Source organism: Actinomadura sp. NPDC048032, from assembly GCF_040653175.1.
In the GTDB taxonomy this organism is placed as follows: domain Bacteria; phylum Actinomycetota; class Actinomycetes; order Streptosporangiales; family Streptosporangiaceae; genus Spirillospora; species Spirillospora verrucosospora.
The window spans coordinates 1-11,537 of record NZ_JBEZJP010000257.1 but is presented as its reverse complement, the minus strand read 5'-3'; the positions used below and the strand labels follow the sequence as shown (position 1 = coordinate 11,537).

The window sequence follows — 11,537 nt, the reverse complement described above, 5'->3', positions numbered from 1 at the left end:
CGCACCGGCCCCGGAGGAGGCGCCGGAGCCGGAGACCGCGAAGGCCGTCGTCGGCGCGGGCGAGGAGCCCCCGCAAGGGCCGCCGCCGCCCGTCTAGTGCGGGTCCTCGGCGCTCGCCTCGTGGACGAGGTCGGCGAGGCGGGCGAGCACGTCCGGGTCCATGGACGGCAGGACGCCGTGGCCGAGGTTGAAGATGTGCCCCTCGGCGGTGCGGCCGCGCGCCAGCACGTCGCGGGCGCGGCGCTCCACGATCTCCCACGGGGCGAAGAGGACCGCCGGGTCGAGGTTGCCCTGCAGGGCCTTGCCCGGCTCGACGCGGCCGACGGCCTCGTCCAGCGGCACCCGCCAGTCGACGCCGACGACGTCGGCCCCGGCCTCGCCCATCAGGCCGAGCAGCTCGCCCGTCCCGACGCCGAAGTGGATGCGCGGGACGCCGAGCGGCTCGATCTCGGCGAAGATGCGGCGGGCGTGCGGCAGGACGGACTCGCGGTAGTCCTGCGCGGCGACCGCGCCCACCCACGAGTCGAAGACCTGCACGGCGCTCGCACCGGCCGCGATCTGCACCTTCAGGAAGGCGATCGTGAGGTCGGCCAGCCGCTCCATCAGCCGGTTCCACAGCCGCGGCTCGCCGTACATCATGGCCTTGGTGCGCTCTTGGTTCTTGGACGGGCCGCCCTCGATCAGGTACGAGGCGAGCGTGAACGGGCCCCCCGCGAACCCGATGAGCGGCGTCGCGCCCAGCTCGCCGACCAGGCCCTCCACGCCCTCGGTCACGTACGGGACGTCGTCGGGCGAGAGGGGGCGCAGCACGTCCAGGCCCGCGGCGTCGCGGATGGGATCGGCGATGACCGGGCCGACGCCGGGCTTGATGTCGAGGTCGACGCCGACCGCCCGGAGCGGCACCATGATGTCGCTGTAGAAGATCGCCGCGTCGACCGCGTACCGGCGCACCGGCTGCATCGTGATCTCCACGATCATGTCCGGGCGGGTGCACGACTCCAGCATCGGGACGCCCTCGCGGACCCGCAGGTACTCCGGCAGGGAGCGCCCCGCCTGGCGCATGAACCACACCGGCGTGTGCGGCACCGGACGGCGCCGGCAGGCCAGCAGGAAGGGGCTCTCTGCGAGGCCGCCGTTGTCAGGCGTCCGCGCGGAGTGGTCGTTCGAACGGGCTGCGTCAGCGGTCACGTTGTGATGGTCCCACGAAACGCCGACGGGAGAGCACCGGAGTGGCGCGTGAGGCGCAACGAACTTCCGGACACGCCGAGCGAAGTCCCGCATTCTGTCACCGGCGCGTGCGAACGTGATGCGTGTCATAGCCGAGGGAGGTTCCCCCTTGTACTGCTTCACCTGCGGTGATGAACGGGTGTTCGAGCAGCCGCCGTGCGAGGACGGGCACGGCGAGGAGTGCCCCGAGCGAGCCTGCGCCGACTGCGGCTCGGCCGTCCTGGTCGGCCTGCCGCCCGCCGCCACCGCCCCGGCCCGCCCCCGGGCCTCCGAGACCGCCCGGGCGCGCGGCGACGCCGCCACCGCGCGGGCCGTGGCCTGACCGGCCCGGCCCCCGAGACGAAACCCGTGCCGTGCCTGCCTCCCCTCCACGTCCTCCCGCCGCCCCCCGCGGCGCCGCCCCGCCCCGCCGCCACCGGCCCGAGCCGGGGCCCGGCCTCCCCCGCGATCAGGCCGGTCCGCCCATGAACCCATCCGCCTTCCAGCGGGCCGTCGACACGCTGCGCGAGATCCTCGACGGGCCCGCCCTCCGGCCGGAGCTCGACCTGGAGGACATGCCCGCCCCGCAGAGCCTGGCGCCCTACGCGGCGGCCATGTCCGGCAGCGTCTACCGCGACGACGACACCGAGGTCGCCATGGGCCGCCTCATCGTGCTGTACGACCCCGAGGGCCGCTCCGGATGGACGAACGGCTTCCGCGTCGTCGCCTACATCCGCGCCGACCTGGAGCCCGACATCGCCGCCGACGAGCTGATCGGCTCCGTCGCGTGGGACTGGCTGCTGGAGGCCCTGGAGCCCGCCGGCTACGCGGGGGTGTCGGGGACGATCACCCGCGCGGTGTCGGAGAGCTTCGGCGACAAGAGCGACGAGCCCTCCACCACGGAGCTGGAGCTGCGCGCCTCGTGGTCCCCGACGGGCGACGATCTCGCCGGTCACGTGCTGGCCTGGTGCGAGGTGATGTGCACCACGGCGGGGCTTCCGCCCACCGGTGTGACCGCCCTGCCGGACCGGCCGGGCGGCGGGGGCGGCTGAGCGACGTACGGTAGGGGGCGTGAGCACAGCGTCCGAAACCGAGGCGGCGGGGGAGAACACGGAAGAAGTGGGAGTGTCCGAAACGCGCGCCACCGGCCCCGAACGGGGCGCCGGTGCGGAGAAGACGGCGGCGACCCCTCCCGGGAGCGTTCCCGGTCCGGCCGGGCCGGGCCCCGGCCCGGCGGGCGCGGAGGCCGACACCGGTCCCCCTGCCATCCCGCTGCTGGAGCCGCGCGAGGGCGTCCCGCCGGTGCTCACCGCTCCGGCCGACCTGGAACGCGTCATCGCGGCGTTCGCCGCCGGCACCGGTCCCGTCGCGGTCGACGCCGAGCGGGCCTCCGGCTACCGGTACGGCCAGCGCGCCTACCTGATCCAGCTGCGCCGCGCGGGCGCCGGCACCGCGCTGATCGACCCGGTCGCGCTGCCCGACCTGTCCGGGCTCGACGCCGCGCTCGCCGACGCCGAGATGGTGCTGCACGCCGCCAACCAGGACCTCCCGTGCCTGGCCGAGGTCGGCCTCGTCCCGCGCCGGCTCTTCGACACCGAGCTGGCCGGGCGGCTGCTCGGCTACCCCCGGGTGGGGCTCGGCTCCATGGTCGAGAACGTCCTCGGCTTCGTGCTGGAGAAGGGCTACTCGGCGGCCGACTGGTCGACGCGCCCCCTTCCGGAGGACTGGCTGCGCTACGCCGCGCTCGACGTCGAGCTGCTGGTCGAGCTGCGCGACGCGCTCCACGGCGAGCTGGAGGCGGCGGGCAAGCTGGAGTGGGCGCGCGAGGAGTTCGCCGCGATCCTGACCACGCCGCCGAAGCCGCCGCGCCCCGACCCGTGGCGCCGCACGTCCGGCATCCACCGGGTGCGCAACCGGCGGGCGCTCGCCGCCGTCCGCGAGGTCTGGGAGGCGCGCGACAAGATCGCCCGCGAGCGGGACCTGTCCCCCGGCCGGGTGCTGCAGGACGCGGCGATCATCGAGCTGGCGCAGAAGTCGCCGAAGACCCCGGCCGAGCTGCAGGCCCTGCCGACGATGCGGGGCCGCGGCGCCCGCCGGCACCAGTCGGCGTGGCTGCGCGCCGTCGCCCGCGCCCGCGAGCTCGGCGAGCGCGGGCTGCCCGAGTCGAACCTGCCCGGCGACGGGCCGCCGCCCGCGCACCGCTGGGCCGACCGCGACCCGGAGGCCGCCAAGCGGCTCACCGCCGCCCGCGCCGTCGTCGCCGCGCTCGCCGACGAGCACTCGATGCCGTCGGAGAACCTCGTACAGCCCGACTACGTCCGCCGGCTGGCGTGGACGCCCCCCGCGGAGTCGTCGCCGTCCGCGATCGGCGCCGCCCTGCGCGACCTCGGCGCCCGCGGCTGGCAGGTCGAGCTCACCGCGCAGCCGATCGCCAAGGCGTTCCTCCGCCTCGAAAGCAAAGGTGAGCTGTAGGCGGACTTGCACGGGGGCGGCCGCGAGGCACACACTGGCTTAGGTTAGCTTTGCCTAAAACGTGTGTGTTGATCCCCCGAGGAGTACGTCGATGCTGCTGGGCAACTTCCTCATCGGCCTGCGTGAGGGGCTCGAGGCCGCCCTGGTCGTGAGCATCCTGATCGCGTACCTGGTGAAGACCGGCAACCGCCGGGCCCTGCTCCCCGTCTGGACGGGCATCGGCGCCGCCGTCGTCCTGGCGTGCGGGTTCGGGATCGCGCTGAGCGCCGCGTCGTCGGAGATGCAGTTCAAGACGCAGGAGCTGTTCGGCGGCGTCCTGTCGATCATCGCGGTGGGGCTGGTCACCTGGATGGTCTTCTGGATGCGCAAGACCGCCCGGTTCATGAAGGCCGAACTGGAGGGCAGGCTGGAGGGCGCGCTCGACGTCGGGCCGGTCGCCCTCGCGGCCGTGGCGTTCCTGGCCGTCGGGCGCGAGGGGCTGGAGACGGCGCTGTTCCTGTGGACCAACATCTCCAACTCCTCCGGCGGGTCCGCCCAGCCGATCACCGGCGCGTTCCTCGGTCTCGCCGTCGCCGTCGCCCTCGGCTACCTGCTCTACCGCGGCGGCCTCAAGATCAACCTCAAGCGGTTCTTCACCTGGACGGGCGCCGCGCTCATCGTCGTCGCCGCCGGCGTCTTCGGCTACGGGTTCCACGACCTGCAGGAGGCGGAGGTGTTCCCCGGCCTGCACGCGGTCGCGCTGGAGCCGCACGCCTTCTTCGCCAAGTTCGGCGGCGCCGGCGACTGGATGCAGACCGTCTTCCAGGGCGTCCTGAACGTCACCCCGCAGATCACGTGGCTTCAGCTGGTCATGTGGGCGGCCTACCTGGTGCCGGTGATGGTGCTGTTCCTGCGCAGCCCGTCGCCGTCCAAGCCCGCCCCGGCCAAGGCCACCGAGCCGGCGCCCACGTCCTGACGCCGCGTCACAGGTCGGGCAGCGGGTCGCGGGGAAGGCTGTCGCGGGCGAAGACCTCGGCGTCGGCCGCGTTGACGACCGGCACGTACTCGTCGTCGAGCTCGAACACCGCGCCCCCGAACTCGAACGACGCCCCGACGCCCGTCTCCACCGGCCCGATCCGGGTGCCGCGCGGGTAGCTGCCCCAGATGCTCTTCGGGGTGCTGCGGCTCAGCGGGCCGGTGGAGATCACGGCGACCTGGTCGCCGGTGACGACGAAGACGAACCCCGCACCACCGCCGTAGGTCATCGCGGGGAAGATGTAGCGGATCTCCCCGTCGATGCCGAGGAACTCCCTGCAGCGCTCGCGGAGCGGGCGTGGCACCGGCATGGCGGTTGGGGCACCTCCCCCAGGGCGGGTCGACGTCGCCCCAATCATGCACCGATCGGACAGATCGTGACCAGTCTCACGCGGTCGCCAGCGCCGCGGTCGGCGGCAGCCGCGCGGCCCGCGCCGCCGGGTACAGCCCCGCGACCGTCCCGATCACCAGGGTCGCGGCGAGCGCGCCGCCGAGCGCCCACGCCGGCACGACCGGCGGCCACCCCTTCCACAGCGCGAACCCGGCCGTCACCGCCGCGCCGAGCACGACCCCGGCCGCGCCTCCGAACGCCGACAGCAGCAGCGACTCGGCGAGGAACTGGACCCGCACCTGGCCGCGGGTGGCGCCGAGCGACCGGCGCAGCCCGATCTCGCGGCGCCGCTCCAGCACCGAGATCACCATCGTGTTGGCGACCCCGACCCCGCCGACGAGCAGCGCGACGGCGCCGAGCCCGAGCAGCAGCCCGGTGAACGCCCCGGACGCCGCGGCCCGCGCCTCCAGGGCGTCGGAGGGCCGGCTGACCTGGACCTGCTCCGGATGCTCCGGGTCGACCGTCCGGGCCAGGACGTCCCGGACGTCGCCGACCGACGCGTCCGCGGAGCGCTCGTAGATCGTCGTGGGGTGGCCGTCGAAGCCGAGGTACCGGCGGGCGGCGTCCCAGCCGACGAGGGCGGAGCGGTCGATCTCCGGGGCCAGCTCCGCCGGCCGCAGCACGCCGAGGACGACGAACCACCGGCCGCCGATCCAGACCTGGCCGCCCGCCCGGTCCAGGCCGAGCCGCCGCGCCGCCTCCGACCCGAGCACGACGGCGGGACGGCCCCCGGTCGCCGCGTCCAGCGCCCGCCCGCTCGCCGGCGCCACGTCGAGCGTGCCGAGCAGCCCCGCCGTGGCGGCCTGCACGGCGATGCCCTGCGTGACCTCCTCCGGGATCCGGTCGGTGCGGCGGACGGTGGCCTCCACCGACCCGGTCGCGCCGACCGCCGTGACCGTCCCGATCCGCCGCACCATCTCCGGCGCCGTCTCGGGCAGCTCCGCCTTGTCGCCGAACAGCGTGTCGCCCGGCTTCGCCGTCAGCAGGTTCGTGCCCAGCCGGTCGAGCCGCCGCAGCAGGTCCTCCCTGCTGGAGGCGGAGATCCCGATGACGGCGACCATGGTCGCGATCCCGATCGCGATCCCGAGGGCCGACAGCACCGCCCGCGCCGGACGGGCCCGGATCCCGCCGAGCCCGACGCGCAGCACGTCGCCCGCACCGAGCCGCGCGGGCCTCATCGGCTCACCGTCCCGGCCCGCTCGTCCGCGACGATCAGACCGTCCCGGACCCGCACCCGCCGCGGCGCCCGCGCCGCCACCTCCGCGTCGTGCGTGATGACCGCGACGGTGGTGCCGGCGCGGTTCAGCTCGTCCAGCAGGGCGAGCACCTCGGCGCCCGCGGCGGAGTCGAGGTTGCCGGTCGGCTCGTCGGCGAGCAGCAGGTCGGGCTCGCCCACGACCGCCCTCGCGACCGCGACCCGCTGCTGCTGGCCGCCCGACAGCTGGTGCGGCCGGTGCGCCGTCCGCTCCGCCAGCCCGACCCGTCCGAGCGCCGCCCGCGCCCGCTCCCGCCGCTCCCGCAGCCCGACGCCGCGGTAGAGCAGCCCGTCGGCGACGTTGTCGAGGGCGCTCACCCCCGCGGCGAGGTGGAACTGCTGGAACACGAACCCGATGTGCCGCGCCCGCAGCGCCGACAGCTCCCGGTCCCCGAGCCCCGCGACCTCGTGCCCCGCGACCCGCACGCTCCCCCGCGTCGGCCGGTCCAGCGTCCCGATCATGTGCAGCAGCGTCGACTTCCCCGACCCCGACGGCCCGACGATCGCCACCAGCTCCCCCGGCGCGATCACCAGGTCGACGCCCCGGAGAGCCGCGACACCGCCCCCGTACTCCTTGACCACCCCGGCCAGCTCCACGATGTCCGCGCCCCTGTCGTTCATTCGGCGGGCACCCCGACCTTCATGCCCTCGCGCAGCCCGTCCCCGGCCACCTCGACCCGCCCGCCGCCGAACGCCCCGGCCCGAACGGGCACCAGGCGCCTGGACCCGTCGACGACCTCGACCCCGAAGCCGCCCTCCCGCAGCGCCAGCAGCGCCTCCACCGGAACCGACAGGACGCCTTCGCGCCGCTCGCTCTCCAACTCGACGCTGACCGGCGCCTCGTCCAGCCGTCCCGTCCCGGCGTCCCCGATCGAGATGTCGACACCGACCGTGGTCTTCTGGTCCTGCCCCGACCCGGTCGTCCGGGCGACGCTGCCGACCTCGCTGATCGTCCCCTTCACCGACGCCCCGCCGGGGAGCTCCACCGACACCCGGGCCCCCTTCTTGGCGAGATCCTGCTTGTCGGCCTCCAGATCGACGTGCACGACCCGCCTCGTCCCGGCCACCGTCAGGACGGGCTGCCCCTGAGCGATCCGCTTCCCCTCGGGCGCCTTGACCTCCCGCACCCGCACGGCCCCGTCCGAGAACACGACCTGCCCGGGGTCGACCTGACCGGTCTCCGCCAGCCCCCGGTCGTCCTGCCACTCTTCGACAGCGGCCGTCGTGGCCCCGGTGAACTCCCCGTCCACGGTCATGCCGCCGTACCCGAGAGCCCGCAGGTTCTCTTCGAGCTGCCGGACGTCCTTCCCGGAGGCGCCCTCACGCAGCGCCCGGTACATGGGGCGAGCGCCGTACATCAACGTCACGGGCTTGCCCGCCACCGACAGGAGCGCCTCCCCGCGCCGAACGGTCGCACCCTCCTCCGGCGCCCAGGTCACCACCCCGGACGCCCCGATCCACACATCCCGGACATCGGCATAGGTGAGCTTCCCGTCCACCTTCTCGGTGTCCACGAGATCGCCCCGGCTCACCACCGCCGTCGCCAACGGAATCTGCGCCCCCTGCGCCTGGCCCCCGTCCCGGCTCCAGGCAAGGGCGCCGCCGACCACCACCACGACGGCGGCGGCCCCACCCGCGACCGCGACCCGCCTCACTTCCCGACCCCCGGCAGGCTGCCCTTGCACGCCTCCCGCGCCTTCTCTGCCTGCCCTCGGTCGACCTGCCCGGTCGGAAGCTTGATCTGCCCGTCCGGCCCCGGATCCGGGATGTCGACCCCGTGCTCGCGCATGCACTGGGTGAACTTGACGTACTGGTCCCGCACCTTCGGATCCTTGAGGTCGGGCATCTTCCCGCCCGCCTGAAGCCACGACTGGCACTTCTTCAGCGCCGCCTCCAGCTTCGAGCGGTCACCGCCCTTCCCCAGCCGCATCGCGTGCCCGTCCCCACTCCCCGGGTCAGGAACGTCCACCCCGTTGTCCCGCATGCACTGCGCGAACTTCAGCTGAGCGTCCTCCGGAGAGACCGACCTGCTGGGCGAAGCAGAGGCCGAGGCCACCCCACCAGCACTGGCGACCCCGCTCTCTTCCCCGTCGCCCCCACACCCGGCGACACCCAGCACAAGCCCCGCGACAACACCCAGAACCCAAACCCTCATGGTCGGCCCTCTCCCCGAAGCACCCTGCCCCGGCCCGCCCATAAGAGCCCCCAGAGGGTTAAACCCGCATCAGGCCTGGAGCTCTGAGCGGCCGAGCCCCTTGGACATCCCGGGATGGGCCTCGCCTGCCGAAACCCAAAGATTCGCTTGAGTAGTGCAGGCTCGCTGATCGCTTCTCAAGCGATCCGTCCTTCACCTTCCGGTCGAGCCCGTGGGGCTAGTGCGGCACGGCTGCTACTTCAGGAGGAGCCTGCGAACGCAGATACGGCCGTCCGAAATCTGTCACGACAGCTAGCCGCTCGCTGTATGACTCACTTGCCGAGACACCCACCAAGGGTAAGAACTTTCCACCAACAGGGCGGAGGTGCACCCCTGTACGTCCGCCGTGAACTCGAGAAGCGGGAATCCTCATCGTCGGCCGCGATCCGAGCAGCCTACGAGGAGAACCGAGTTAGAGCGGGCCTCGTCCAGTGTCATAGGCAGGGGCTATGCTGCGGGTATAATGCAAGCGACCAATACGAAAAGGATTAAAAATCCTCTCAAGTGAGCTACGACAAAGTACGAGCCTGCCCTCCGCTCCATAGCATGGAGATCATTGCCCACTTCAGGAGATATACTTGAAGTCACGTTACTTGCTCGCCGGCAGCGCAGCAGAGTTTCACTCGATGAAAATCGATCACCTGGTGGACAGGCTCGAACACCTCGCCGGAAAACTGTTCGGCATTGACATCAGTCCAGGAGAGAAGCTTTCTTGGCGCAACAGCATTCCCTCTGTTCTTGAGATACTGATTTCGGCCGGGCTTGGGGAAGTGATGGTCATCCTCGAGATGAACGTCCTCTCCAATGACGCGCGCATCGACATGCTTGTGGTCGGCTCCAACCCCTCCTCCCCACACGAACCTTCGGTTGTTGCAATCGAGAACAAGCAGTGGTCTCGGGCACGGGTCAACCCCCGAACCCAGCTGATTGTTCACCCCGGCGCCAAGCGCGACGGAAGTCTGCATCCAGCGGAACAGGTATGGAACTACTGCAGGTCCCTGGAACGCTATATGCCCATACTCACAGATCGAATTCACGCGGCAGTCAATCTCCACAACGCCGATACTTCCGATATCGAGGCGATCCGCCATCCACACTTCCGACTGTCGAAAGAGATACAGGACCGAGTGAGGATCTACGGCGGGGACGCCTCCGCGAAAGCAGAGTTCGCCAGCTTTCTGTCCAACACAGTACGGCCGCAGAGAGCCGCCGAACATCTCCGGGACATCAAACACGCACATGTCCGCCCCACTGATGCCTTCATGCGTTGTGTAGCACAGGCAGTTTCCGAACGCGAGATGTTTGTCCTACTCGATGAACAGCAGGAGGCCGCGGATCGCATTGTTCGAGCGGTCGGCGAGGCGATCACGGAAGACAACAAGCAGATTTTCATTATCATCGGCGGCCCTGGCACGGGAAAGAGCGTTCTCGCGCTCGAGTTGCTCGGCCGCCTGAGCAGACTGAGCAGAGCCGCTGTGCATGCTTCCGGCAGTTCAGCGTTCGGCAAGAACCTGCGGAAATATGTCGGCAGTCGAGAAAAGCCGATTGCGGAAATCTTCACCTATTTTCATAACCACAGGAATCGCACTCGAAATGACTTGCACGCACTGATTGTCGACGAGGCACACCGACTTCGGAAAGACTCGAATCTGCGCTACACCAAAGCCGAACTCCGGAACGACAAGCCGCAGGTCCATGAAATTATAGAAGCGGCGAGAGTGCCTGTTTTTCTTCTGGACCCGCACCAGGTGGTCGCACGCAACGAGGTGGGCACGCCCGAGCTCATACGTCAAGCAGCTCTAGAACTGAAAGTAGCGCCAGAAAATATTCACGAGATTACATTGGGGCGTCAATTTCGGCACGGCAACTGCCCTCGATACGTCGACTGGGTGGAGCAACTTCTCGGATACAGTCCCGCACCACAGCCCTGGCAACAGGGCGGTGACTTCCAACTGCTTCTGGCCGAATCGCCCCAAGATATGGAGAATTATCTCAGATTCCAGATCGCCCTCGGGCACTCCGCCCGTATGGTGGCGGGCTACTGCTGGGAGTGGACGAAGCAACCGCTGCCCGGCGGAAGACTCTCGCCTGATGTGAAGATCGGAGAGTGGCAGCGCCCATGGAATGCACACAAGGGCAACGCCAAGCGGGGCATACCAGACCGCAACATGTGGCCCACCGATCCCAAGGGGTTCGAGCAGATTGGCTGCATATACACAGCGCAGAACTTTGACTGGGACTATGCCGGTCTCATCATGGGCCCCGACTACACGTGGCGGGAAGGCGGCTGGACGTCCGGACGGAACTTCGACACACGGACGGGAAGCAGCAATAAACATGACCTCATTCGCAACGTGTACAGGGTACTGGCGACCAGAGGGAAGTACGGAGTCGTACTGTTTTCAACCGACGAGGCGACCCAGCGCATGCTGGGCAAACTCGAGATCCCATCCCTGAAGGCCGCACTGAGCGACCTACAACGACTACATCCCGAGACAGCGAAACAAATCGGCCGCGGACAGTTCGCCACGCCAGTTCAAGAATCCTTCTTCTAGAAAAGGGTAGACTTTTGGCGAGGCTATGCCCGAAGCAGGAGTGAAGTGCTTTATACTCTGTCCTCAGACACCGCCAAACGCCGATTGTCAAATTAACTCGAAGACAGAAGAACATGGACTCTTTTAGCATCGAAGACTTGCAGCAACTATTGAACTCGTTCGCAACGAAACGAAACTGGGAAGTATTTCATACACCAAAGAATCTCGCGATGGCCCTAGCCGGGGAAGCGGGAGAACTCCTCGCGATCTTCCAGTGGATGACGCCAGAGGAATCTGTTTCCATAATGGCCGACCCCAATCGCGCCGCGGACTCGGTCTGCGCCTCGGTGACGCGCCGCTCCGCCTCCACCGCGCGGCGGTCGGCCTGCTCGGCCTGGCCGCGGGCGCGCTGCACCTCGCCCCAGGCGGCGGCCGCGTCGCGCTGCGCCGACTCCTTCTCCGCCTGGGCGG

At 70.3% G+C, this 11,537-nt stretch carries 12 protein-coding genes; 5 read left to right on the top strand and 7 right to left on the bottom strand.

Features of this window, described 5'->3' with window-relative positions; translation table 11 throughout:
- Positions 1-93 precede the first annotated feature (93 nt).
- The gene (hemE, locus tag AB0C69_RS27580) at positions 94-1,107 is read right to left on the bottom strand and encodes a uroporphyrinogen decarboxylase (RefSeq protein WP_360358131.1); all 1,014 of its coding nucleotides are present in this window, start codon (positions 1,105-1,107) and stop codon (positions 94-96) included.
- 229 nt (positions 1,108-1,336) lie between these two features.
- Between hemE and AB0C69_RS27575 the strand changes: the two genes are divergently transcribed.
- The 4 genes from AB0C69_RS27575 (at position 1,337) to efeU (ending at position 4,633) form a co-directional block, all read left to right on the top strand.
- A complete protein-coding gene (locus AB0C69_RS27575; protein WP_345177284.1) occupies positions 1,337-1,549 on the top strand; it encodes a hypothetical protein in 213 nt (70 codons plus the stop codon).
- Positions 1,550-1,691: 142 nt separating this feature from the next.
- Positions 1,692-2,258, top strand: coding sequence for a DUF3000 domain-containing protein (locus AB0C69_RS27570; RefSeq protein ID WP_360358130.1), 567 nt, complete (start codon positions 1,692-1,694; stop codon positions 2,256-2,258).
- 214 nt (positions 2,259-2,472) lie between these two features.
- Entirely contained in the window at positions 2,473-3,678 is a 1,206-nt protein-coding gene (locus tag AB0C69_RS27565; protein WP_345177618.1) for a ribonuclease D, read from the top strand.
- Positions 3,679-3,769: 91 nt separating this feature from the next.
- Complete coding sequence (efeU, locus tag AB0C69_RS27560; RefSeq protein WP_345177287.1) at positions 3,770-4,633, top strand: iron uptake transporter permease EfeU; 864 nt, start codon at positions 3,770-3,772, stop codon at positions 4,631-4,633.
- A 7-nt stretch (positions 4,634-4,640) separates the two neighbouring features.
- Here efeU and AB0C69_RS27555 read toward each other — a convergent pair whose 3' ends face one another.
- The 5 genes from AB0C69_RS27555 to AB0C69_RS27535 form a co-directional block, all read right to left on the bottom strand.
- Complete coding sequence (locus AB0C69_RS27555; RefSeq protein ID WP_345177290.1) at positions 4,641-5,003, bottom strand: hypothetical protein; 363 nt, start codon at positions 5,001-5,003, stop codon at positions 4,641-4,643.
- Between the two features lie 76 nt (positions 5,004-5,079).
- A complete protein-coding gene (locus AB0C69_RS27550) occupies positions 5,080-6,261 on the bottom strand; it encodes an ABC transporter permease (protein ID WP_360358129.1) in 1,182 nt (393 codons plus the stop codon).
- Positions 6,258-6,959 (bottom strand): ABC transporter ATP-binding protein, encoded by a 702-nt coding sequence (locus tag AB0C69_RS27545; protein WP_360358128.1) that lies wholly within the window; start codon positions 6,957-6,959, stop codon positions 6,258-6,260. The genes AB0C69_RS27550 and AB0C69_RS27545 overlap by 4 nt, the downstream gene beginning before the upstream one ends.
- Positions 6,956-7,993 (bottom strand): peptidoglycan-binding protein, encoded by a 1,038-nt coding sequence (locus AB0C69_RS27540; RefSeq protein WP_360358127.1) that lies wholly within the window; start codon positions 7,991-7,993, stop codon positions 6,956-6,958. The genes AB0C69_RS27545 and AB0C69_RS27540 overlap by 4 nt, the downstream gene beginning before the upstream one ends.
- Positions 7,990-8,307, bottom strand: a complete 318-nt coding sequence (locus tag AB0C69_RS27535; RefSeq protein ID WP_360358126.1) for a hypothetical protein — start codon at positions 8,305-8,307, stop codon at positions 7,990-7,992. Before AB0C69_RS27535 ends, AB0C69_RS27540 begins: the two co-directional genes overlap by 4 nt.
- Before the next feature lie 803 nt (positions 8,308-9,110).
- On the opposite strand from AB0C69_RS27535, the gene AB0C69_RS27530 reads away from it, so the two are divergent.
- A complete protein-coding gene (locus AB0C69_RS27530; protein WP_360358125.1) occupies positions 9,111-11,087 on the top strand; it encodes a DUF2075 domain-containing protein in 1,977 nt (658 codons plus the stop codon).
- 187 nt (positions 11,088-11,274) lie between these two features.
- On the opposite strand, the gene AB0C69_RS27525 is transcribed toward AB0C69_RS27530, so the two are convergent.
- The coding region (locus tag AB0C69_RS27525; protein WP_360358124.1) for a hypothetical protein at positions 11,275-11,537 on the bottom strand (263 nt) is incomplete at its 5' end.